The organism is Alloalcanivorax mobilis (assembly GCF_002864685.1).
GTDB lineage: Bacteria > Pseudomonadota > Gammaproteobacteria > Pseudomonadales > Alcanivoracaceae > Alloalcanivorax > Alloalcanivorax mobilis.
Genome location: NZ_NMQZ01000005.1, coordinates 111,867 through 134,400, shown reverse-complemented (window position 1 = coordinate 134,400; position 22,534 = coordinate 111,867). Strand labels below are relative to the sequence as shown.

At 64.4% G+C, this 22,534-nt stretch carries 18 protein-coding genes; 9 read left to right on the top strand and 9 right to left on the bottom strand.

What is annotated here, in order from left to right; all coding sequences use genetic code 11:
* Positions 1 to 24: 24 nt before the first annotated feature.
* From parC to CGS25_RS04660, 3 genes are all read right to left on the bottom strand, one after another.
* Positions 25 to 2,271, bottom strand: a complete 2,247-nt coding sequence (parC, locus tag CGS25_RS04670; protein ID WP_101674734.1) for a DNA topoisomerase IV subunit A — start codon at positions 2,269 to 2,271, stop codon at positions 25 to 27.
* A 96-nt stretch (positions 2,272 to 2,367) separates the two neighbouring features.
* Positions 2,368 to 4,254, bottom strand: coding sequence for a DNA topoisomerase IV subunit B (gene parE / locus CGS25_RS04665; protein WP_101674733.1), 1,887 nt, complete (start codon positions 4,252 to 4,254; stop codon positions 2,368 to 2,370).
* Between the two features lie 79 nt (positions 4,255 to 4,333).
* The gene (locus CGS25_RS04660) at positions 4,334 to 4,927 is read right to left on the bottom strand and encodes a YqiA/YcfP family alpha/beta fold hydrolase (protein ID WP_101674732.1); all 594 of its coding nucleotides are present in this window, start codon (positions 4,925 to 4,927) and stop codon (positions 4,334 to 4,336) included.
* 227 nt (positions 4,928 to 5,154) lie between these two features.
* On the opposite strand from CGS25_RS04660, the gene CGS25_RS04655 reads away from it, so the two are divergent.
* A complete protein-coding gene (locus tag CGS25_RS04655; RefSeq protein WP_101674731.1) occupies positions 5,155 to 6,816 on the top strand; it encodes a Na/Pi cotransporter family protein in 1,662 nt (553 codons plus the stop codon).
* Between the two features lie 18 nt (positions 6,817 to 6,834).
* Here the strand turns inward: CGS25_RS04655 and CGS25_RS04650 are convergent, their stop codons facing one another.
* Positions 6,835 to 7,398, bottom strand: a complete 564-nt coding sequence (locus CGS25_RS04650; protein ID WP_089033530.1) for a LuxR C-terminal-related transcriptional regulator — start codon at positions 7,396 to 7,398, stop codon at positions 6,835 to 6,837.
* 190 nt (positions 7,399 to 7,588) lie between these two features.
* Between CGS25_RS04650 and CGS25_RS04645 the strand changes: the two genes are divergently transcribed.
* Genes CGS25_RS04645 through CGS25_RS04625 form a run of 5 tightly spaced genes read left to right on the top strand, consistent with a single transcriptional unit; the run spans position 7,589 to position 13,324 of the window.
* Positions 7,589 to 8,773, top strand: coding sequence for an acetyl-CoA acetyltransferase (locus tag CGS25_RS04645; protein WP_101674730.1), 1,185 nt, complete (start codon positions 7,589 to 7,591; stop codon positions 8,771 to 8,773).
* A gap of 6 nt (positions 8,774 to 8,779) precedes the next feature.
* On the top strand, positions 8,780 to 10,282 hold the full coding sequence (locus CGS25_RS04640; RefSeq protein WP_101674729.1) for a class I adenylate-forming enzyme family protein: 1,503 nt from the start codon (positions 8,780 to 8,782) through the stop codon (positions 10,280 to 10,282).
* Between the two features lie 51 nt (positions 10,283 to 10,333).
* Positions 10,334 to 11,437, top strand: a complete 1,104-nt coding sequence (locus CGS25_RS04635) for a C4-dicarboxylate TRAP transporter substrate-binding protein (RefSeq protein WP_232802256.1) — start codon at positions 10,334 to 10,336, stop codon at positions 11,435 to 11,437.
* Positions 11,438 to 11,484: 47 nt separating this feature from the next.
* Entirely contained in the window at positions 11,485 to 12,018 is a 534-nt protein-coding gene (locus CGS25_RS04630; RefSeq protein WP_101674728.1) for a TRAP transporter small permease, read from the top strand.
* Positions 12,011 to 13,324: a TRAP transporter large permease gene (locus CGS25_RS04625; RefSeq protein WP_089033534.1), complete on the top strand. Its 1,314-nt coding sequence runs from the start codon at positions 12,011 to 12,013 to the stop codon at positions 13,322 to 13,324. The genes CGS25_RS04630 and CGS25_RS04625 overlap by 8 nt, the downstream gene beginning before the upstream one ends.
* 57 nt (positions 13,325 to 13,381) lie before the next feature.
* On the opposite strand, the gene cpdA is transcribed toward CGS25_RS04625, so the two are convergent.
* The 4 genes from cpdA to thiC all read right to left on the bottom strand — a co-directional run bounded on the left by cpdA (position 13,382) and on the right by thiC (position 17,431).
* The gene (gene cpdA, locus CGS25_RS04620; protein WP_232802255.1) at positions 13,382 to 14,194 is read right to left on the bottom strand and encodes a 3',5'-cyclic-AMP phosphodiesterase; all 813 of its coding nucleotides are present in this window, start codon (positions 14,192 to 14,194) and stop codon (positions 13,382 to 13,384) included.
* Between the two features lie 291 nt (positions 14,195 to 14,485).
* A complete protein-coding gene (locus tag CGS25_RS04615) occupies positions 14,486 to 14,935 on the bottom strand; it encodes a DUF1249 domain-containing protein (protein ID WP_198588694.1) in 450 nt (149 codons plus the stop codon).
* Positions 14,932 to 15,561, bottom strand: coding sequence for an NUDIX domain-containing protein (locus CGS25_RS04610; protein WP_089033536.1), 630 nt, complete (start codon positions 15,559 to 15,561; stop codon positions 14,932 to 14,934). Before CGS25_RS04610 ends, CGS25_RS04615 begins: the two co-directional genes overlap by 4 nt.
* Positions 15,554 to 17,431, bottom strand: coding sequence for a phosphomethylpyrimidine synthase ThiC (gene thiC, locus CGS25_RS04605; RefSeq protein WP_101674727.1), 1,878 nt, complete (start codon positions 17,429 to 17,431; stop codon positions 15,554 to 15,556). The genes CGS25_RS04610 and thiC overlap by 8 nt, the downstream gene beginning before the upstream one ends.
* Before the next feature lie 268 nt (positions 17,432 to 17,699).
* On the opposite strand from thiC, the gene CGS25_RS04600 reads away from it, so the two are divergent.
* The gene (locus tag CGS25_RS04600; protein ID WP_101674726.1) at positions 17,700 to 19,109 is read left to right on the top strand and encodes a TolC family outer membrane protein; all 1,410 of its coding nucleotides are present in this window, start codon (positions 17,700 to 17,702) and stop codon (positions 19,107 to 19,109) included.
* On the opposite strand, the gene waaA is transcribed toward CGS25_RS04600, so the two are convergent.
* The gene (waaA, locus tag CGS25_RS04595) at positions 19,055 to 20,332 is read right to left on the bottom strand and encodes a lipid IV(A) 3-deoxy-D-manno-octulosonic acid transferase (RefSeq protein WP_101674725.1); all 1,278 of its coding nucleotides are present in this window, start codon (positions 20,330 to 20,332) and stop codon (positions 19,055 to 19,057) included. The two genes, CGS25_RS04600 and waaA, sit on opposite strands and share 55 nt — an antisense overlap.
* A 127-nt stretch (positions 20,333 to 20,459) precedes the next feature.
* Between waaA and CGS25_RS04590 the strand changes: the two genes are divergently transcribed.
* Both CGS25_RS04590 and CGS25_RS04585 read left to right on the top strand, forming a co-directional pair.
* Positions 20,460 to 21,665, top strand: a complete 1,206-nt coding sequence (locus CGS25_RS04590) for an FAD-dependent oxidoreductase (protein ID WP_101674724.1) — start codon at positions 20,460 to 20,462, stop codon at positions 21,663 to 21,665.
* The gene (locus CGS25_RS04585) at positions 21,665 to 22,471 is read left to right on the top strand and encodes an aldo/keto reductase (RefSeq protein WP_101674723.1); all 807 of its coding nucleotides are present in this window, start codon (positions 21,665 to 21,667) and stop codon (positions 22,469 to 22,471) included. The genes CGS25_RS04590 and CGS25_RS04585 overlap by 1 nt, the downstream gene beginning before the upstream one ends.
* Positions 22,472 to 22,534: the final 63 nt, after the last annotated feature.

The window sequence follows — 22,534 nt, the reverse complement described above, 5'->3', positions numbered from 1 at the left end:
TCTCCCGCCGCCCGTCATGCGCGCTCAGGCGCCGTCGTCCTTGCGTTCCACCGCCATGATTTCCACGTTCTGGAAACCGCGCGGCAGTTTCGCGCCGCGCCGGCCGCGCTCGCCGAAGTAATGCTCCAGATCGGCGGGTTTCAGGCTCAGATGCCGCCTGCCGGCGTGGATCACCAGGGTGTCGCGGGGGCCCAGCACCTGAAGGTCCTGAACGAATTCAACCCGGTCGGCGACCCGGGCGGAGGGAATCGCCATCATTTTGTTGCCCTTGCCTCGGCTCATTTCCGGCAGGTCCGCGGCCGGGAACACCAACAGGCGCCCTTCGTTGGAGACCAGCGCGATCAGGTCCTGTTCGACCGAGCGGATCGCCCGGGGCGCGTGCACACGGGCGCCACGGGGCACCGACAGCACGGTCTTGCCGGCTTTTTTGTTGGCGATCAGATCCTGGTAGCGCACCACGAAGCCGTAACCGGCGTCGGTGCTCATCAGGTAGGTGTCTTTGTCTTTGCCCATCAACGCGGCCACGAAGCTGGCGCCGGAGGGCGGGCTGACCCGCCCGGAGAGCGGCTCGCCCTGGCCGCGCGCACTGGGCAGGGCGTGTGCCGCCAGCGAGTAGCTGCGCCCGGTGGAGTCCAGAAAGCACACCTGCTGGTTGGACTTACCCGGCGCCGAGGCCAGGTATTGGTCGCCGGCTTTGTAGCTCAGCGCCGTGGCGTCCACGTCGTGCCCTTTGGCGGCGCGCACCCAGCCCTTTTCCGAGAGCACCACGGTGATCGGGTCGGCGCCCACCAGGTCGGCTTCGTCCAGTGCCTTGGCTTCGCCGCGCTCCACCAGCGGCGAGCGGCGCTCGTCGCCGTACAATTCGGCGTCTTCCTTGAGTTCCTTGGCGATCAGCTTTTTCATCTTGGCGGTGGAGCCGAGCGTTTCTTCCAGCCAGATTCGTTCTTCGGCCAGTTCGTCCTGCTCGCCACGGATCTTCATTTCTTCCAGCTTGGCCAGATGGCGCAGCTTCAACTCAAGAATCGCTTCCGCCTGCCGGTCGCTGAGGCCAAAGCGCTCCATCAGAACCGGCTTGGGAGCGTCTTCGCGGCGAATGATCTCGATCACTTCGTCGATATTCAGATAGGCGACCAGCAACCCTTCCAGAAGGTGCAGACGGTCCAGCACTTTATCCAGACGGTGCTGCAGACGGCGGCGCACGGTGACCATGCGGAACTGCAGCCATTCGTTGAGGATCACGTCCAGGCTCTTCACCTGGGGCCGGCCGTCGATGCCGATCATATTCAGATTGACCCGGTAATTCTTTTCCAGGTCGGTGCTGGCGAACAGGTGGCCCATCAGCTGTGCCACGTCGACCCGGTTGGAGCGCGGCGTAATGATCAGGCGGGTCGGGTTTTCGTGGTCGGATTCGTCGCGCAGATCGCTGACCATGGGCAGCTTTTTTTTCTGCATCTGGTCGGCGATCTGCTCCAATACCTTGGCCCCGGACACCTGATACGGCAGCGCGGTGACCACGATGTCGCCGTCTTCCTGCTCGTAGACGGCGCGCATCTTCAGCGAGCCCTTGCCTTCCGCGTACATGCGGATGATGTCGTTGCGCGGGGTGATGATCTCCGCTTCGGTGGGGAAATCCGGACCCTGGATAAATTCCACCAGATCATCCAGCGAGGCGCCCGGGTCCTTGAGCAGGTGGATGCAGGCCTGCGCCACTTCGCGCAGGTTGTGCGGCGGAATATCCGTGCTCATGCCCACGGCGATGCCGGTGGTGCCGTTGAGCAGCACGTTGGGCAGCCGCGCCGGCAGTTGCTTGGGCTCGTCCAGGGTGCCGTCGAAATTGGGCACCCACTGCACGGTGCCCTGGCCCAGCTCGGCAAGCAGCACTTCGGCGTAGGGCGCCAGCTTCGATTCGGTGTAGCGCATGGCGGCGAACGATTTGGGGTCGTCCGGGCTGCCCCAGTTGCCCTGCCCGTCCACCAGCGGGTAACGATAACTGAACGGCTGCGCCATCAGCACCATCGCTTCGTAACAGGCGGAATCGCCGTGCGGATGGAACTTGCCCAGCACATCGCCCACGGTCCGCGCGGACTTCTTGTACTTGGCGGTGTTCTTCAACCCCAGCTCGCTCATCGCGTACACGATGCGCCGCTGCACCGGCTTCAAGCCATCACCGATGTTCGGCAACGCCCGATCCAGAATCACGTACATGGAATAATCCAGGTACGCTTTCTCGGTGTAGTCGCGCAGGGAAATGTCTTCGAAATCGTCAGCCATTATAATTCGCTTCGCTCATTGGCTGAACGCTGGACGCTTGACGCCAGACGCTTTTTTGGGGGTAAGCGTCCGGCGTCCGGCGTCTAGCGTCCAGCGTTATACTTCAGCCAGATTACCCTTGTCTTCCAGCCAGATTTTGCGGTCGCCGGCGCGTTTTTTGCTGAGCAGCATGTCCATGATCTGGTGGGTGTCGTCACCACTGCTCACCGACAGGCGCACCAGCCGGCGGGTGTCGCGGGCCATGGTGGTTTCGCGCAATTGCAGGGGGTTCATTTCGCCCAGGCCCTTGAAGCGGGTAACGCTGACCTTGCCGCGTTTTTTCTCGGCTTTGATGCGATCCAGAACCCCTTCGCGTTCTTCCTTGTCCAGGGCATAGAACACCTCCTTGCCCACGTCGATGCGATACAGCGGCGGCATCGCCACGAACACATGCCCTTCGCGCACCAGCGCCGGGAAATGTCGCAGGAACAAGGCGCACAGCAGGGTGGCGATGTGCAGGCCGTCGGAGTCGGCGTCGGCGAGAATGCAGACCTTGCCGTAACGCAGCCCGCTGATGTCGTCGACGCCGGGCTCGATGCCCAGGGCCACGGCGATGTCGTGGATTTCCTGGCTGCCCAGCACTTCGCCGGGGTCCACTTCCCAGGTGTTCAGAATCTTGCCACGCAGCGGCATGATCGCCTGATAAACCCGGTCGCGGGCCTGCTTGGCGGAACCGCCAGCGGAATCACCCTCGACCAGAAACAGCTCGCTCTGCGCCGGGTCGTCGCTGGTGCAATCGGCCAGTTTGCCGGGCAGCGCCGGGCCGCTGGTGATTTTCTTGCGGGTCACTTTCTTGGCGGCGCGCAGGCGTTTCTGGGCGTTGTTGATGCACAGCTCGGCGAGCCGCTCGGCCTCGTCGGTGTGCTGGTTAAGCCACAGGGAGAAGGCATCCTTGACCACGCCGGACACGAACGGCGCGGTCTGCCGGGAACTGAGCCGCTCTTTGGTCTGGCCGGCGAATTGCGGGTCCTGCATTTTCACGCTGAGCACGTAACAGGCGCGGTCCCAGATGTCCTCCGGGGTCAGCTTGACACCGCGCGGCAGCAGATTGCGGAACTCGCAGAATTCGCGCATCGCTTCCAATAAACCGGAGCGCAAGCCGTTCACGTGGGTGCCACCCTGTGGGGTGGGAATCAGGTTCACGTAGGCTTCGGCCACCAGTTCCCCGCCTTCGGGCAACCACAGCACCGCCCAGTCGACCGCCTCGGTGTTGCCGCTCATGGCGCCGTTAAACGGCTCGCTGGGGATTTTCTCCCAACCCCGGGTGCTCTCTTGCAGGTACTCGATCAGGCCGTCTTCAAACTGCCAGGTCTCGGTTTCGTCACTTTGCCGGTTCTCAAGCGTGACGCTCAGCCCCGGGCACAGCACCGCCTTGGCGCGCAGCAGGTGGCGCAGCCGCGACACCGAAATCTTCGCCGAATCGAAATACTTTTCATCCGGCCAGAAGCGCAGCAGGGTGCCGGTGTTGCGCTTGCCGACCGTGTCCACCACTTCCAGGTCGCTGACTTTCTCGCCACCGCCGAACTCGATGCGGTGCAACTGGCCATCGCGTTTGACCAGCACCTCCAGCTTCTTGGACAGCGCGTTGACCACCGACACGCCGACGCCATGCAGGCCGCCGGAAAACTGGTAGTTGTTGTTGGAGAATTTGCCACCGGCGTGCAAGGTCGAGAGGATCACCTCGACGCCGGGCTTGTTCTGCACCGGGTGCAGGTCCACCGGCATGCCACGGCCATCGTCTTCGACCTCCACGCCGCCGTCTTTCAGCAGCGTGACGCGGATTGATTTGGCGTGGCCGGCCAGGGCCTCATCCACCGAGTTGTCCACCACCTCCTGGATCAGGTGGTTGGGGCGGGTGGTGTCGGTGTACATGCCCGGTCGCTTGCGCACCGGTTCCAGGCCCGAAAGGACCTCAATGTTTTCGGAGGTATAGGTGTTGCTCATAGAATCCCTAAATACGCTGGACGCCCGACGCCGGACGCTCGACGCCGGGTCTTCAGCGTCCGGCGTCGGGCGTCCAGCGTCAGGCGGTTGACAGCTCTATTCCGCAAAAGCGCAACACTAGCGGAATAAAGGCATCGAAGTCATCAAAGCCGTGGCTGCCGCCGAGGCCGCAATAGCGGTGGCATTCACCGTAATATTCCCAACCCGCCCGCCAATCCAGGCTTTCATCGCCGGTCTGGGTGAGCAGCAGCGTTTGCTCGGGCTTGTCGATCTCGGGCACTTCGTAATGGCGCAACTCATCCACCCAGGCGGGCTCGAATCGGTAGGCTTCGCCTGTGTGGTAGTTATGATTGATACCTGTGTATTTGTCCAGTAGTTGCCAGGGGCGGACCGCCGGGTTGATCACCGCCGCGCGCAGATCATGGTGCTGCGCCAGCCAGGTGGCGAAAAAACCGCCCAGCGAGGAGCCCAGCAGCGCCACCGGCCCGGCGCCGGCGATGCAGGCTTCCAGCGCCGCCATGGCGCGCCGGGGCTGGGGGTCAAGCGCCGGGATGTGCAAGCGGTCGGCGGCGCCGGCACGCTCGAACACCTGGCGCAATACGCCAGCCTTGTACGACGCCGGCGAACTGTTGAAGCCGTGGATATAAATCAAAGCGGTCTCGGGCTGGGTCATGATATCAGGCCGTGGCGTTCGTGAATGGGCGTAAAGGCTGCTGAACAACCCGCTAAAGGCTCCCGGGTTTGCCCGGTAGCGTCAAGCGCCACGCCGGGCGCGGGGCTCGCCCGGCGGGCCTTGGACCTTGGTCGGGAGCGCCGTACCCGGCGCGCATGGTATAACGGTTTCATGACAAGACGCCCGCGCGGCGCGATCGTCAAGGACCGCCAACAAGGAGGACCCTGATGCTGACACTGCTCCACCTGATTTCCGCGGTGGCCTTGCTGGTATGGGGAACGCACATCGTACGCACCGGCATTCTGCGCGTGTATGGCGCTCGCCTGCGACGGGTGCTGGGGCACAATCTCAATAATCGCGTCGCCGCCTTCCTGGCCGGCACCGGTGTCACCGCCCTGGTGCAGAGCAGCAACGCCACCGCGCTGCTGGCCGGCGGCTTCGTGGCCGATGGCTTGATGGTGCTGGCCACGGCACTGGCGATTCTGCTCGGCGCCGACGTCGGCACCGCGCTGATGGCCCGGGTGCTGACGCTGGATCTTTCCTGGCTCTCGCCGCTGCTGATTTTCTTCGGCGTGCCGGTGTTTCTGTCGCGCAAACAAAGCCGCGCCGGCCAGCTCGGCCGGGTGGCGGTGGGCCTGGGGCTGATCCTGATGGCCCTGGAACTGATCGTCGACGCGATGACGCCGATCACCGAAGCACAGGGCGTGCAGGTGCTGTTCGGTTCGTTGACCGGCGACCTGATGCTGGATGCCCTGGTCGGCGCCCTGTTCGCCCTGGTCACCTACTCCAGCCTGGCGGCGGTGCTGCTCACCGCCACTCTGGCCGCCGCCGACGTGATCGGGCTGCCCGTGGCGCTGTGCCTGGTGATCGGCGCCAACGCCGGCTCCGGAGTGCTGGCGATGCTCAATACCAGCCTCTACAACGCCGCCGGCCGGCGCGTGGCCTTGGGCAATCTGCTGTTCAAATTGATTGGCCTGGCGCTGGTGCTGCCGTTCGTCAATGTAATCGCCGCCTGGATGCAGGGGCTCAGGTTCGAGCCCCAGGATCTGGTGATCGGCTTCCACCTGGCCTACAACATCGCACGCTGCCTGTTGCTGCTGCCACTGACCGGCCCGATGGCGCGGCTGTGCCAGCGCCTGCTGCCGGACCAGCCGGACAGCGGCAACGAAGAGGCGCGCCCGCGCCACCTGGACACCGACGCCCTGGAGACACCCCGCCTGGCGCTGGCCAACGCCACCCGCGAGGTCCTGCGCATGGGCGACCTGGTGGAAACCATGCTGGACATGATTCTCCATGTGCTGGACGGGGCGCGCGGCGACACCGGCAAGCGGGTGGCGCGCCTCGACGACGATGTCGACGCCCTCTATACCGGCGTGAAGCTGTATCTGGCCCGGGTCTCCCGGGAAGATCTCGCCCCCGGCGAGCGGCGCCGTTGGACCCAGGTGGTGGAAATGAGCATCAATCTGGAACAGGCCGGCGACCTGATCGAGCACATGCTGGAAAAAATACAGGAACGCAAAACCGCCCAGCGCCACTCCTTCTCGGACAGCGGCCTGGAAGAACTGACCGCGCTGCACGGCCTGCTCAAAGCCAATCTGCGGCTGGGGCTGTCGGTGTTTCTTAGCGGCGATGAAGAAAGTGCCCAGCAATTGCTGATGGAGAAGCGCCGCTTCCGCGACCAGCAACGCCACCTGGCTCACGCCCATCTGGACCGCTTGCATCGGCGGGTGGTGCAGAGTCTGGAAACCAGCTCCCTGCACCTGGAGTTGATCGGCGATATGAAGCGGCTTAATTCACTGTTCTGCGCGGTGGCGTTCTCGGCCCTGGAGTTCGAAAGCAACGACGGTACGGACGACGCCACATCGCCACTCAAGCGTGGCGAATCCTGATCGCCAACACCGGCGGATTCAACGCAGAACGATGATTTTCGAAACCAGCTCGGCGGTGTTTTTCGCCTCCAGTTTTTTCATCAAACGCGCTCGATGCACCTCCACGGTCCGGTGGGAAATGCCCAGCTTCCGGCCGATCTCCTTACAGGTGAGGCCGTTAACGATATAGGCCGAAATCTGCCTTTCCCGAGGGGTCAATCTGACCGTCGCCTGAATCGGATTATCGATCCGCTCGAAATGCCAGACCATCAGCCCGAACGGCGCCTCCGGCGTCAGCGTGTAGCCGTTGGCCCGCGCCCAAAAAACTTCCCCATCCCGGTATTGCATGAAACGTTCGTCGGAATAGGAACGATAACGCTGCAACCAGCCCAGGCAGCGATTACCAATCGCCTCGAAATCAGCCATCGACGGGTATAAGCGCAAAATCGATTGTCCGAGCAGGTCATCACGGCGGTAGCCGAACAAGGCATTGAACGCCTCATTGAAGTCCATCATTACCCGGTCACGGGTGATCACCTGGGGCGCGGGGGACACCCGGAAAGCCAGGCGTTCCATATCCTCGGGGGTGGCGGGGTCGTCCATCACAGCACCTCGAAGCCAACGAACCCCTTACTCAGGTACGTAGTTGTACGAACTAGCGGTAGGGGAGCGGATTGGACCACATTGTAAGGCAACCCTCACCCGCGTGCAGCGAGCCTGCCCGGCGCGGACGGCCAGGCGCGGCCGGCCAGGCGCACGCGGTGCCACCAAACAATAACAGCCGGACACGATCATGCCTCAACAGGACACCTCCGTCTCTATTATCGCCAGTGGTCATACCCGTTTCGGCCGGCTGGCCGACAGCAATCTGGAAGACCTGATCGTCGACGCCACGCGCCAGGCGCTGGACGACGCCGGCGTCGGCGCGCGCGATATCGATCAGATTTTTCTCGGCCACTTCAATTCCGGCCTGGTGCCGGACGGCTTTCCTTCCTCTCTGGTTCATCAGGCCGACCCGGATTTCCGCTTCACTCCGGCCACGCGTTGCGAGAACGCCTGCGCCTCCGGCGCCAGCGCCGTGTTCGCCGGCATCAACGCGATTCGCTCTGGCGAGGCGGACCTGGTGCTGGTGGTGGGCGCGGAGAAGATGACCGCCAACAGCACCCCCGAAGTGACTCGGGCGCTGGCCGGCGCCGGTTACCAGAACGACGCCGACGAAGCCGCCCTGAGTTTCCCCCAGGTGTTCGCCCAGGCCGCCCGCGCCTATCAAAAGCGTCACGGTGACCCGCTGCCAGCGATGGCACGCATCGCCGAAAAAAACCACCGCAACGCCCTCGCCAACCCGCTGGCGCAGATGCACCGGGCGATGAGTTTCGAGGACTGCAACACGGTCTCCGACCGCAACCCGCTGATCGCCGACCCGTTGCGCCTCACTGATTGCTCGCTGATCACCGACGGCGCCGCCGCCATCATCCTTGCCTCGCCCCGCCGGGCGGCGGAATTCCGCCGCCGGGTGGCGATTCGCGCGGCCGTGCAGGTCAGCGACCTGCTGCCGATGAAGAGCCGCGACTTCCTGGCTTTCGAGGGCCCCCGGCGCGCCATCGCCGGCGCTTACGAGCGCGCCGGCATCACCCTCGGCGATCTGCATTTCGCCGAAGTCCACGACTGCTTCACGATCGCCGAATTGTTGATCTACGAGGCCATGGGCCTGGCCCCCGCCGGCCAGGGTCAGCGCGCTTTGCACGACGGCACGGTGTACGCCGACGGCGCCTTGCCGGTGAATCTGTCCGGCGGTCTCAAGGCGAAGGGGCACCCGGTGGGCGCCACCGGCGTCTCCATGCACGCTCTCGCTTTCCGTCAACTTACCGGCCGGCCAGTGGGCGAGGCCCGTGGCGGCGCCGGGCTTGGCCTGGTCTTCAATATGGGCGGCGCCGCCGTCGCCAACTTCGCTTCGGTACTCGAAGCGCGGGAGGCGTAACCGATCATGAACATCGCCAACTGGCTCCACGACCAGGCCTTGTGCCATCCGCGCCGCCCGGCTCTGTTCCAGGGCGCCACGCCGGTGGCGGACTACCACGGCTTTGCCGCTCGTGCCGTTGCCATTGCCACCTGGCTGGGCGAGCGGCACGGTATTGCACCCGGCGACCGGGTCGCCGTGTTCATGAAGAACAGCATTGATTACCTGCCCGTGCTTTACGGCATCTGGTGGGCCGGCGCGGTGGCCGTGCCGGTGAATGCCAAGCTACACGCCGCCGAAGCGGCCTGGATCGTCAATAACGCCGAGAGCCGACTGGTGGTGACGGAGGACGGCCGCACCCTGGCCGACCACGAACACAAGCAAGGCGCGGAGATCGCCGTTGCCGATCTGCCGGCAGCGGGCGATAACGCCATCGTTCCACCGTGCTCACGGCACCAGGATGATCTGGCCTGGTTGTTCTACACCTCGGGCACCACTGGCCGCTCCAAAGGGGTAATGCTCACCCACGGCAACCTGGTGGCCATGTCCCTGTGTTACGCCGTCGACGTGGACACGGTCAGCAGCGACGATGCCGCCCTGTACGCCGCGCCCATGTCCCACGGCGCCGGCCTTTATAATTTCATTCACGTGCGTTGCGGAGCCCGGCATGTGCTGCCCGGTTCACGGGGCTTCGACGCCGCCGAGGTGCTTGATCTGGCGAAGCATCTGGGCCGGGTATCGATGTTCGCGGCGCCCACCATGGTCAAGCGTCTGGTCGCCGAGGCCCGCCATCGGGGCGAACACGGCGAGGGCCTGAAAAGCATCATCTATGGCGGCGCGCCGATGTACAACGCCGACATTCGCGAGGCCCTGGACATACTCGGCCCGCGCTTTATACAGGTCTACGGCCAGGGAGAGAGCCCGATGACCATCACCGCGCTGGAGCGCGGGCGTATCTCCGACCACGACGCCCCCGGCTGGGCGCGCCAGCTTGCCTCCGTGGGGCGCGCCCAGTCTTGCGTGGACGTGCGGGTGGTGGACGATCACATGCATCCCTTGCCCGCCGGCGAACCCGGCGAGGTCGCGGTGCGCGGCCAAGCGGTAATGGCCGGCTACTGGCGCAATCCGGAAGCCACCGAGAAGACGCTGATCGATGGCTGGCTGCGCACTGGCGATATCGGTTTCATCGATGAAGAGGGCTTTCTCACCCTGACCGACCGCTCCAAAGACGTGATCATTTCCGGTGGCAGCAACATCTATCCGCGAGAAATCGAAGAGGTGCTGTCGCTGCACCCCGCCGTGCGTGAGGTGTCCGTGGTTGGCCAACGCGATCCGGAATGGGGTGAAATCGTGGTCGCTTTCGTGGTCGCCGACGATGTCGACGCGGAGACCCTGACCCGATGGTTCACCGATCACATGGCGTCATTCAAGAAGCCAAAAAAGTACTATTTCTGCGACGAGCTGCCCAAAAACAATTACGGGAAAATTCTCAAAACCGAACTGCGCAATCGACTGGAAGCTCTCGCCTGAGTTTGCCACCGCTCGAAGCAATGTTCCGTTAACAACAACTGGAGAGAGATCATGACAATAAAAAGAAGGGACTTTCTGAAAGGCGGCGCGGCCCTGGCGGGTGCCGGCATGCTGAGCGGGCTTTCCATGCCGGCCTGGTCTTCGTCCGCGTTACGCATCAAATTCGACAGCTACGTTTCCGAGACCGCCGGCCCGTCACGGCTGGACGGCTGGTTCCTGGATGAGCTGGAGAAACGCGCTGGCAAAGCGGTCAACATCCGCCGCTTCTGGGCACAATCGCTCAACAAAGTGGGCGAGCACCTTTCCGCGATTCACGATACCACCTCGGAAATGGCACTGATTTCTCCTGGCTATTATCAGGCACAGCTACCGGTTACCCGTGGCTTGGAATGGTATTTCCGCATGCACCGCGCCGATGCACTGCAACTGGTTTGCCGAGACCTGTATCAGGAATTCCCGCCGCTGCGTGAGGAATGGGAGCAACGGCATGGCGCCAAAGTGATGTACTGGACCAACTGGTACTACGCGCCGCTGGTGACCCGCGAGCCGATCAAGTCCCTGGCCGACATCAAGGGCAAGCGGATTCGTGGCTATGGCGTGGCCACCGACGTCATTGAGCGACTCGGCGGCACCGCCGTCCCGATGGCGGCGCCGGAGGTCTACACCGCGCTCGAGCGGGGCGTTCTGGATGGCGTGTACGGCTTCGATTTCATGACCTCCATTGCCTATAAGCTTCATGAGATTGCTCCTTACTTCACGGACATCGGCGATGGCCCCCATGGCCCGGCGGCCACCGTCATGAGCATGCGGACCTGGGAAGAAATGCCATCCGCGGTGCAAAGTATCTGCAACGAGCTGGTAGAGGAAATCTACGCCGGCAAATACCGTGAAATTTACAGCGCTACCTCTCGTCAGTACTTGAAAACGGCCCTCAAGGAAGGCGCCCATTTCAATGCCCTCGGCGACGCGGAAATGGCCAAGGCCAAAGCGCTGATCCAGCCCGCGCAGGTCAACAAATGGGTCGAGACCGTGGCCAGGCCAGCGGGCATCGACGGGGAGCGCATGCAGTCGCTGATCGACAAAGCCATCGCCCGGCACGACCCCAACGGCAGCCTCAAACGTCCCATCGAACTGGCGGCTGAACTGTCACGCTGAGGTTTCGAGGCAGATGAATCGCGGAGAATAACAACAGCGAGGCTAGCATGCTTGTGATCGAAAAATTGTTTCGCGGTCTTACCGATGCGCTCGGAGCGGCCGCGTTGATCGCCCTGGCGTTCCTGATGTTCGCCATCACCGTGGACGTGAGTGTCCGCGCGATTACCGGCCAACCGATATCCGGCATTTTCGAGCTTTCGGAAATCGCCCTGGTGCTGATCGTGTTTCTCGGCCTGGGCTGGACGCAACGGGACAACGCTCACATCCGGGTGGACGCCCTGGTCAACCTTGCGCCCGCGGCCCTGGCCAGAGCCATGAACGCCTTTTCCTGGTTCGCCGCCGCCCTGGCCTTGGGTCTGCTGGCCTGGCCCTCCACCATCGACGCGGCTCATTCCTTCGAGATCCGCGAGTTTCGCTGGGGCAGTATTCAGTTCCCGATCTGGTGGGCGAAGATCATCCTGGCGGCGGGCCTCTGGTTCGCCACCGTGCAGATGGTGCTGTATGGCCTGCTGGCTCTGATCGGCCGCGTCCCCACCCGTGCCGACGGTGCCGTGACCGTGCAGGAGAAGCGCCATGGATGAGATAACCGCCACCCTGCTGGCCGTCGGCCTGGTGTTCGTATTGCTGGCGGTAGGCGTTCCGGTGTTCGCCTCCCTGGCGCTGGCTGGCGTTGCCGGCATCGCCATGGTCGAGGATCTGAACTTCGCCCTGCTTCGGCTCAAATCGTTTTCCTACACTCAGACCGCGGTCTACATGCTGGCGGTGATTCCTCTGTTCATTCTGATGGGCAATTTCGCCCAGAAGGCGGGAGTCGGCCAACGGCTGTTTGGCGTGGCCCGCAAATGGGTGGGGCGCCTGCCCGGCGGGCTGGCGATCGCCAGCGTATTGACCAGCGCCGGCTTCGCCGCCACTTCGGGGTCCAGCGTGGCGACCGCCGCCACCGTCGGCTCGGTGGCGATTCCGGAAATGAAAGCAGCGGGCTACGACCGCCGCCTGAGCACCGGCGTCGTCGCCGCCGGCGGCGTGCTGGGTGTGCTGATTCCGCCCAGCGTGCTGCTGATCTTCTACGCTTCCCTGACCGAAGTGTCCGCCGGCGCCATGCTGGTGGCCGGGGTGTTGCCAGGCCTGCTCTCCACGCTGGTGTTCGTGCTTGGCATCATGGTGGTCAGCCGCCGGATCATGCCCGCCGGCGCGCAGCGGGCGCCGTCCTATGGTTGGGGCGAACGCTTGCGCTCATTGGCCGATGCCTGGCAGGTGCTGATCCTGTTCATCGTGGTGCTGGGCGGTATCTACCTGGGCCTGGTGACCCCCACCGAAGCCGGCGCCGTTGGCGCCTTCGTTGCCTTCGTGATGCTGTTGTTTTCGCGCCAGGCGCGCCCGAAACTGGGCGCCCGGCTGAAAGAGAGCTTCCGCTCATCGATCAACACCACCGTGATGATCCTGATGACCATGCTGGGCGCGGGCATCTTCAGCTACTTCCTGACCCTGGTGGGGACCCCTCAGGCGATCGTGGAAACCGTCACCGCCCTGGACTTGCCTCCCCTGTTGGTGATTGGCGTGCTCCTGCTGATCTACCTGCCGCTGGGCATGTTTCTGGATGCCTTCTCGATGCTGGTGATCACCATGCCGATCCTGTTCCCCACGGTGCATTCACTGGGTTTCGACCCGTTGTGGTTCGGCATCCTGGCCGTGAAGATGTGCGAGATCGGTCTGATCACACCACCGGTGGGGCTGAACGTCTATGTCACCGCGGGCATCGACAAGGACACACCGCTGGTGGACGTGTTTCGCGGCGCCAGTTGGTTTCTGGTGATGGAAGCGGTGACCACGCTGCTGATCTTCTTTTTTCCAATCATCGTTACCTGGCTGCCCGCGCAGATGCGCTGAGCGGCACGCTGATTGGGGGCGCCGACGCCGACCTTGTCGGCATGCCAGCGCCCACCGTCAGTAGCCGCCGGCGGACATATCCACTTTGAAATCCAGGCCCTCGACCCGGCTCACGGCGGAGTCGATGCGGCCATCGTTGTGCAAGTCGAACCAGCGGTAACCGGGGTTGGCGTCGTCCACGGCGAAGTCGTCGCTGCCCGGTTTGAATTGCACGCAGGTGCTGGGCACCGAGAACAGCCGCACACCGTTGCGCTCGCCGTGGAATTCCTGGTGCACATGGCCCCAGGCCACCGCGCGCACTTTGCGGTGCGCATCAATGACCTGGAAAAAGCGCTCGGCGCTGCCCACCAGCTGTGTATCCAGCCAGCGGCTGCCCATGGCCACCGGATGGTGATGCAACGCCACCATGACATGCTCGCCGCGGGCGTCGGCCAACGCCTGCTCCAGAAAACGGTAGTCGTCTTCGAACAGTTCACCGGGCACATCGCCGGGAATGGTTGAATCGAGCATGATCAGCGTCCAGGCACCGAGCTCCGCCACGCACGGGCTGACCCGGTGTTTCTGCTGGCGCAGGGCGTGGATCATCGGCGCCGGCTTATCGTGGTTGCCTTCCAGCCAGTACACCGGCACGCGGAAACCATCGAGCAGCGTGATCAGGCGATGGTACGAATCCAGGGAGCCATCCTGGGAGAGATCCCCGGTGGCGATGATCAGATCCATGTCGGGTTGCTCGACCCGCACCCGCTCCAGCACGGTTTCAAGGCTGGCCTGGGTATTGAGCCCGAGCAGCTTGCCTTGCGTGTCCGCGAACAGGTGAAAATCGGAAAGCTGCACCACCCGCAGGGGTTGAACCGGTTGCGTCAAAATCACCGCTCCCGTTGTTGTCGTGATCCCATTCCCGAGCGTGTTTCACGCTCACCCCATTGCTGTCGCTCAGCCGGGCTGACACCCCGGCCGCGACCTCCCCTCCCCAGGGAAGTTGAACGGACAACCGGCGTTGCCGGTTTTACGCGCCCCCGAGTATAGCGTCAAAAGGGCCCGCCAGCGTGAAGCCGGCACGCACAAAATGTTCAGGAAAAGGTGCGCGCGGTTAGGTTATAGCGAAGATAATGGCGCTTTGCCAGGAACCCGGTTCCGTTTCTTCGCTCGCCGGCGCGAGGGTCAGGAAGTGGCACGCGGCCAGTGCAGCGCCGCGTCGCGGCCGTGCTCCTGAACGTGGCTCAGCCACTCGCCCAGAAAGCGGTTCCACTGCGCTTTTTCATCACGCTGGTGCATTTTGTCGTTGGGGTAGGGATAGCGCGCCTGCACGCGCTGGAACGGGCTCGCCTCGGTGACCTCCGCCACGCGCGCGTCGTGGTAAAGACGCACCGTGAGGCGGGGCGCGGGCATGGCGTCGTGCAACGCCTGGTCCTGCAAGCGCAGGGTGGTGGTGTAGGGGGCCCGCTCCAGCACGCGGATGTTGAGGGTGTGGGGCCGCTCGTCACCGAACGCCAGATCGAGAGTGTCCTGGTCGCCCAGGGCGCGGATCAACGGCAGCAGGCGCGCGTAATTGGACTCGCACTGAGCCATCAGAGCGCGGAAGTCGAGGCGGTATCGGGAACGGGTTTTCACGACGCCAGCCACTCACGATCAAGGGCGTCGCGGTGCAGCAACAGCCATTGCAGGGCAATCAGCGAGGCGGCGTTGTCGACCCGGCCACTTTGCAACAGTTCATTGATCTCGCTCACCGGCCGCACCACCACGCGGATGTCCTCGCCTTCGTCGACGCAGCCGTGCACGCCACCGGCGCCGGCCAGATCGGCGCGGCCCACGAACACCTGAAGGCGTTCATTGGAGCCGCCGGGGCTGGGCATGTAATGCGCCACCCGTTTCATTTCACCCACCGCCAGGCCGGCCTCTTCGCGCGCTTCCCGGCGCACCAGGTCGGCCACCGCCTCGCCTTTTTTATCGGCGATGCCGGCGATCAACTCCAGGCACCAGGGAGTATCGCGCCATTCCAGCGCGCCCACGCGAAACTGCTCAACCAGCAGAATTTCGCCGCGCACCGGGTCGTAGGGCAGCACCGCGGCGGCCGGCGGGCGCACGAACAACTCGCGCTTGACCGGCGCGCCCCAGCCACCTTCGAACAGGCGGTGGCGCAGGGTTAGCCGCTCGACCCGGAAAAAGCCCTGGAACGGCGTTTCCCGCTCCAGGATTTCCACGTCGTTGGCGGTGAATACGGGGGTCGGATCATTCATTGGCTTTGTGATAAATCTCCGCGCCTTGTTCAAGAAATTCCCGGGATTTTTCTTTCATGCCGGCCTCGGCCTGCGCCACTTGCTCGCGGCCGTCGCCATAAATATCACGCACTTCCTGACTGATCTTCATGGAGCAGAACTTGGGCCCGCACATGGAACAGAAATGCGCCACCTTGTGCGCCTGCTTGGGCAGGGTTTCATCGTGAAAGGCGCGCGCCCGGTCCGGATCCAGCCCCAGGTTGAACTGGTCTTCCCAACGGAACTCGAAGCGCGCCTTGGACAAAGCGTTATCGCGCAGCTGGGCGCCCGGGTGGCCCTTGGCCAGATCGGACGCGTGGGCGGCGATCTTGTAGGTGATGATGCCTTCTTTCACATCGTCCCGGTTAGGCAGGCCCAGGTGCTCCTTGGGCGTCACATAGCACAGCATGGCGGTGCCGTACCAGCCGATCATCGCCGCGCCGATGGCACTGCTGATGTGGTCATAGCCGGGCGAAATATCAATGGTCAGCGGCCCCAGCGTATAAAAAGGCGCTTCGCCACAATGCTTGAGCTGCTCGTCCATGTTCTGTTTGATCATGTGCATCGGCACGTGGCCGGGGCCTTCGATCATCACCTGCACATCGTGTTTCCAGGCGATCTTGGTGAGCTCGCCCAGAGTGCGCAGCTCGGAGAACTGAGCTTCGTCGTTGGCGTCGGCGATGGAGCCGGGGCGCAGACCATCGCCCAGGCTGAAGGTCACGTCGTAGGCCTTCATGATCTCGCAGATGTCTTCGAAATGGGTGTACAGGAAGCTTTCTTCGTGGTGCGCGAGGCACCATTTGGCCATGATCGAGCCGCCCCGGGAGACGATGCCGGTGACGCGGCGGGCGGTCATCGGCACGTAGCGCAGCAGCACACCGGCATGGATGGTGAAGTAATCCACGCCCTGTTCGGCCTGTTCAATCAGGGTGTCGCGGAAAATCTCCCAGGTGAGGTCCTCGGCGACGCCGTTGACCTTTTCCAGCGCCTGGTAGATCGGCACCGTGCCAATCGGCACCGGCGAGTTGCGCAGAATCCATTCACGGGTTTCGTGAATGTTCTGTCCGGTGGACAGATCCATCACCGTGTCGCCACCCCAGCGGGTCGCCCAGGTCATTTTCGCCACCTCTTCCTCAATGGAGGAAGTCACCGCGGAATTGCCGATATTGGCGTTGATCTTGGTCAGGAAGTTGCGGCCGATGATCATCGGCTCGATTTCCGGGTGATTGATGTTGGCCGGGATCACCGCGCGGCCACGGGCCACTTCGTCACGGACGAATTCCGGGGTGATCTCGGCGGGGATCGCCGCGCCGAAACTCTGGCCCGGGTGCTGATTCACCGGCAGCCCGGCCTCGCGGTGCTCGCGCAGACGCTGGTTCTCGCGGATCGCGATGAACTCCATTTCCGGGGTAACGATGCCCTGCCGGGCATAGTGCATCTGCGACACATTGCGCCCTTCGGCGGCGCGGCGCGGCGCGCGGATGTGCGGAAAACGCAGGCCGGCGGTGGCGACGTCGGCGGCGCGGCGCCGGCCATACTGGCTGCTCAGGCCATCGAGTTGCTCACTGTCGTCGCGCTCTTCGATCCAGGCGGCGCGCAGCGGCGTCAGCCCCTCGCGGATGTCGATGCGGGCGGCGGCGTCGGTATACGGCCCAGAGGTGTCGTACACCGCCAGCGGCGGATTCTGTTCGAAGGTGCCGTCAGCCAGCGGCGTCGGCTGCTGGGTGATTTCTCGCATCGGCACGCGGATGTCCGCCCGGCTGCCGGTGACATAAATTTTGGCGGAACCGGCGATCGGCTGGCAGGCCTCGTCGATGGCGTTGGATACGGCGTGACGTTGCTCGTCGGGCACGGGCGGCCTCCAGGCTTTCTTGGGAAAGGGAAAGGCGCCCACTATACGCCAGCGCCTCGACAGCGAACAACCAAGTACCCCGCCCCGCCCGGTGGCAAAACTGAACCGGTGGGTGTGTCAATTCCCGGAGCTTGCCATTACCATAGCAGGCTGTCCCTGTTCCGCTCGCCGGTTGGCCGCGCCTGCCTGGCGCCCGCCCCGGAAAAGTACAAGGATTCGGTGGAGCGGACGAGCACCCCAAACCGAATGACACAAGAGTGAATACACCATGATGCGGAGCCCCGTGAAGCCCCTGGTGATCCTGATGACGACGCTGTCGGCGAGCGTCCAGGCCGCCGACCTCACCGATGTGGCGAATGCCGCCTGGAGTTACGACGGCACCTGGCGCGCGGAGCGCCAGAACTGGGAAGCGGACCAGGAGACTCTGGTTCAAGGCCGCGCCGCCCTGCTGCCGACCATTGACGCCAGCTACGGCCGCTATCGGACCAACCAGCGCATCGAGGACGGCGGCGTGGATCTGGACTACGACCGGGAAGCCAGCAGTGTCAACCTGACCCAGCCACTGTTCCGCCTCGACGCCTTCTACGGCTATAAAGAAGCCAAGGCCACCGTGTCGGTGTCCCAGGCCAACTTCTACCAGGCCCGCCAGGACTTCGTATTGCGCGTCGCCCAGGGTTACTTCGGCGTGCTGCGCGCGTGGGACAACCTGGTCTCCGCCCAGGCGGAAGAAAAGGCGATCAGCCGCCAGCTCGACCAGACCAGCGAGCGCTTCGACGTCGGCCTGGTGCCGCGCACCGATGTGGAAGAAGCCCAGGCCGCTTATGACCTGACCCGGGTGAGCCTGATTGTCGCCGAGCAGGATTTCGCCATCGCCCGCGACCAGCTGGAAACGCTCACCGGCCAGCGCTGGGACAACCTGGCGGAACTGCGCGAGGAGCTGCCGATGAGTGGCCCGGCGCCGGAAAACATGGACGCCTGGCTGGACAAAGCCGCTTACCAGAACCCGCAGATTCTCGCCTCACGGTTTACCGCCAAGGCGGCCGGCTGCACCGCCGACCGCCAGTTCGGCGCGATGATGCCGCAGGTGCAACTGGTTGGCAGCTACACCCATCTGCACACCGCTCCGGATGACGACACCGGCGGCGCCACCGGTTTCGGCAGTGGCATCACGCCGGACAACCATGGCACCGAGATCGGCATTGAAGTGACCATGCCGTTGTTCCGCGGCGGTGCGCTGAACAGCCAGCGTAAACAGGCGGTGTTGCGCGCCGACGCCGCCGACCAGACCTATCTGCAAACGGTGCGCGACGTCACCCAGCAGGCGCGCAGTGCCTTCCGCACCGTGCAAGCCGACTCCCTGCGGGTGCAGGCACGCAACCAGGCGATCCGCTCCGCCAGCTCCGCGCTGGAAGCCACTCAGTCCGGTTATGAAGTGGGCACTCGCAACGTGGTCGACGTGCTCAATGCCCAACAGGCGCTGTACGCCGCGCAGCGGGACTACGCCAACGCCCGGTATGACTACATCCTCAACAGCCTGACGCTGCAATCCGCCGCCGGCGATCTGGACGTGCAGAACCTGGTCTCCGTGAACGAGTGGCTCTCATCCGAGCAGACCCTGGATCTCTACAACCCGGATCTCGAAGGCCAGAGCGAAGAGAAGATCGTTACCCCGCGCTGAAGCGCGCCCCGGTTGGCGGCCACCACGGCCGCCGCCGCCTCGCCCAAACGCCGGCGCTCGCCGGCGTCGGCCAGCAGGCGCTCAAGGCGCTCGGCCAGTTCCCCTTCATCGTTGACCACCGCCAACGCACCGGCGTCGTTCAGTAACGCGGCGATGGCGGTGAAATTATGCAATTGCGACCCACTGAGCACCGGCACGCCCCAGGCCGCCGGCTCCAGCAGATTGTGGCCGCCCACCGGCACTAACGAGCCGCCCACCAGCGCCACATCACAGGCGCCGTAGAGCATCATTAATTCCCCCATGGTGTCGGCCAGATACACCTCGCACTCATCGGTGACGGCCTGTTCCTCACTGCGTCGCGCCACCGTGAAACCCATGCCCCGCGCCAGCGCCGCTACCTCGCCGAAGCGCTCCGGGTGGCGTGGCACCAGCACCAGCAGCACACCCGGCCGGTGGTTAAGGAGACGCCGGTGCGCGGCCAGCACGATCTCGTCCTCGCCCGGGTGAGTGCTGGCCGCGATCCACACCGGCCGCTCACCGAACTCACCGCGCAGGGCGGCCGCCCGCTCGCGCAGCGGCGCATCCAGGGCCAGATCGAATTTGATGCTGCCGTTTACCCGCAGGCGATCGCGGGGAGCACCCAGCGCGGCGAAGCGCTCCGCTTCCACCGCGGTTTGCACCGCCAGCACTCGAAAGCGCGCCAGCATCGGCCGCACCAGCGCCGGCAGGCGCGCGTAACCGCGATAACTTTTCTCCGAAAGCCGGCCGTTCATCAGCACCAGAGCGGCGCCATGGGCGTCAACGGCGGCGCACAGATTCGGCCACAGTTCGGTCTCCATCACCGCCACCAGCTTGGGATCGAAAGCGCGCAGAAAGCGGCGATAGGCGCCGGGCAATTCCCAGGGGCAATAAACGTGGGTAACCCGATCACCAAACAGCGCGCGCACCCGCTCCGAGCCGGTTGGGGTGGTGGTGGTGATCACCAGGGGGGTGCGCGGATGCGCCGCCATCAACGCCTCGATCAACGGCGCGGCGGCCAGGGTCTCGCCCACCGACACCGCGTGAATCCACACGCTGTCACGCAGGGTGCCCGGCCGATAGCCCAGCGCCAACCGCTCGCGCCAGCGCGCGCGATACGCCGGCGCGCGCCGGCCACGCCACCACAACCGCGCGAACAGCAACGGCAACAACAGGTACCACAGGAAGGTGTAGAGAAGACGCATGGCAGTCCTTTTCAACGCAAGCTGGCGGGCGCGCACACGGCCGCTTCCGACGCGGCCTTGTCGCGCCCCGTGCCGCGTGCCGGCGCGGCTATGTTAGCATAGCGCTCCATTGAACCGATGGTGGCCCATGAGCTCTGCAACGCTGAAACCGGACATCCTGATCCTCGGCGGCGGCATCGCCGGCCTGTGGTTGATCAACCAACTGCAAAGCCGGGGTTATCAATGTTTGCTGCTGGAAACCGATACCCTGGGCGGCGCCCAGACCCTGGCCAGCCAGGGCATTATCCACGGCGGCTTGAAGTATGCGCTGGGCGGCACCCTGTCCAGCGAGTCGGAATCCATCGCCGGCATGCCGGATCGCTGGCGCCAGGCCATCGCCGGCCACGGGCCGGTGGATCTGAGCGGCGTGCAGGTGCTCTCGGAAACCCAGCACCTGTGGTCCGCGGGCTCGGTCGCCAGCCGCATGACCACCTTCTTCGCCAGCCGCATGCTGCGCGGACGCATCGAAAAACTGAAGCGGCCCGGCTTCCCGTCAGCGCTCGCCGACCCGCGTTTCAAAGGCCAGGTTTACCGGCTGGATGACCTGGTGGTGAACACCGAAAGTTTGCTGGACGTGCTGGCCGCGCCGGTGCGCCCGCGCCTGCTGCACCTGGACCTGAGCCGCGACACGCTGGTTTGGGGTGAGAACGGCCTGCAAGCCGTGGAACTCGCCGGCCAGCGCATTGAGCCGCGTGTCACGGTCCTGGCCGCCGGCGCCGGCAATGCCGACCTGCTGGAGCGCGCCCACAAGGCGCACCTGTTCAAAGCCGAATCCAGCCAGAGCCGGCCGCTGAAAATGATGCTGGTAAAACACAGCCTCGGCCATCGGCTCTATGCCCATTGCGTGGGCACCAGCAACAAACCCCGCCTGACCGTCACCAGCCACGAAATGCCCGACGGCGACCTGGTCTGGTACCTGGGCGGTGATCTCGCCGAGCGCGGCGTGCAACGCAGCGACGCACAACAGCTCCAGGCCGCCCGCGACGAACTCGCCACGCTGTTCCCGTGGCTGGATTTCAGCGCCGCTGGCTTCGCGGTGCTGGACGTGGCCCGCGCCGAGCCCCGCCAACATGGCCTCAGCAAACCGGACAACGCCTACGCCCGCCGCGAGCGCAATCTGATCGTCACCTGGCCGACCAAGCTGACCCTGGCGCCGGATCTCGGCGACCGGGTGGAAGCGCTGATCGACGAGACTGATCTGACCCCCGGACCGGCGCTGACGGTGCCGGAAAATCTGCCGCTGGCGCCGCTCGGCACGCCACGCTGGTTCAGTCTGTTCGAGGGCACGCACTGATGGCGTTCATGCGCCCGCTCGGCGACACCGGGCTGACCGTCAGCGCACTGGGCCTGGGCACGGTGAAAATCGGCCGCGACCGGGGCGTTAAGTATCCCAGCGCGTTCACCATTCCCGATGATCAGGCGGTCATCGCTCTGCTGGCGCGGGCCCGCGATCTGGGCATCAACCTGATCGACACCGCGCCGGCCTATGGGCGCAGCGAAGAACGGCTCGGCCAATTGCTCAGCGACCGCCGCGCCTGGGTGATCGTTTCCAAAGTGGGCGAAGAATTCGATCACGGCGAAAGCCATTTCAACTTCACGCCGGAACACGCACGCGCCTCGGTGGAACGCAGCCTCAGCCGGTTGCGCACCGATTACCTGGATTGCGTGCTGGTGCACTCCGACGGCAACGATCTGGACGTGCTCCGCCAGGGCACCCTGGAGGTGCTCGAAGAGATGAAAAAAGAAGGCAAGATACGCGCCACCGGCATGTCCACCAAAACCGTGGAAGGCGGGCTGGCAACCCTGGCGCGCACCGACCTGGCCATGGTCACCTATAACCTTGAGCAACGCGACGAACGGCCGGTGATCGACTACGCCGCCGCGCACGGCAAGGGCATACTGATCAAGAAAGCCTTCGCCAGCGGCCATCTGGACCCAGGCCATCCGGACCCGGTGCAAGCCAGCCTGGATCTAATTCTTGGCACCGCCGGCGTCGGTGCGGTGATTGCCGGCACCGTCAACCCGGATCACCTGCAAGAGAACGTCGCCAAAGCCCGCCGTGCCTGCGGCGAATCGGGTGGTTTTGGCGCTGGACGCTAGACGCTGGACGCTGGACGCTGGACGCTGGACGCTGGACGCTGGACGCTAAGATCAAAGTCAAAA

Excerpts from the sequence above, each read along its gene's own strand:
- parC (WP_101674734.1), bottom strand. The coding sequence starts at position 2,271 with ATGGCTGACGATTTCGAAGACATTTCCCTGCGCGACTACACCGAGAAA.
- parE (WP_101674733.1), bottom strand. The coding sequence starts at position 4,254 with ATGAGCAACACCTATACCTCCGAAAACATTGAGGTCCTTTCGGGCCTG.
- CGS25_RS04660 (WP_101674732.1), bottom strand. The coding sequence starts at position 4,927 with ATGACCCAGCCCGAGACCGCTTTGATTTATATCCACGGCTTCAACAGT.
- CGS25_RS04655 (WP_101674731.1), top strand. The coding sequence starts at position 5,155 with ATGCTGACACTGCTCCACCTGATTTCCGCGGTGGCCTTGCTGGTATGG.
- CGS25_RS04650 (WP_089033530.1), bottom strand. The coding sequence starts at position 7,398 with ATGGACGACCCCGCCACCCCCGAGGATATGGAACGCCTGGCTTTCCGG.
- CGS25_RS04645 (WP_101674730.1), top strand. The coding sequence starts at position 7,589 with ATGCCTCAACAGGACACCTCCGTCTCTATTATCGCCAGTGGTCATACC.
- CGS25_RS04640 (WP_101674729.1), top strand. The coding sequence starts at position 8,780 with ATGAACATCGCCAACTGGCTCCACGACCAGGCCTTGTGCCATCCGCGC.
- CGS25_RS04635 (WP_232802256.1), top strand. The coding sequence starts at position 10,334 with ATGACAATAAAAAGAAGGGACTTTCTGAAAGGCGGCGCGGCCCTGGCG.
- CGS25_RS04630 (WP_101674728.1), top strand. The coding sequence starts at position 11,485 with ATGCTTGTGATCGAAAAATTGTTTCGCGGTCTTACCGATGCGCTCGGA.
- CGS25_RS04625 (WP_089033534.1), top strand. The coding sequence starts at position 12,011 with ATGGATGAGATAACCGCCACCCTGCTGGCCGTCGGCCTGGTGTTCGTA.
- CGS25_RS04610 (WP_089033536.1), bottom strand. The coding sequence starts at position 15,561 with ATGAATGATCCGACCCCCGTATTCACCGCCAACGACGTGGAAATCCTG.
- CGS25_RS04600 (WP_101674726.1), top strand. The coding sequence starts at position 17,700 with ATGATGCGGAGCCCCGTGAAGCCCCTGGTGATCCTGATGACGACGCTG.
- waaA (WP_101674725.1), bottom strand. The coding sequence starts at position 20,332 with ATGCGTCTTCTCTACACCTTCCTGTGGTACCTGTTGTTGCCGTTGCTG.
- CGS25_RS04590 (WP_101674724.1), top strand. The coding sequence starts at position 20,460 with ATGAGCTCTGCAACGCTGAAACCGGACATCCTGATCCTCGGCGGCGGC.
- CGS25_RS04585 (WP_101674723.1), top strand. The coding sequence starts at position 21,665 with ATGGCGTTCATGCGCCCGCTCGGCGACACCGGGCTGACCGTCAGCGCA.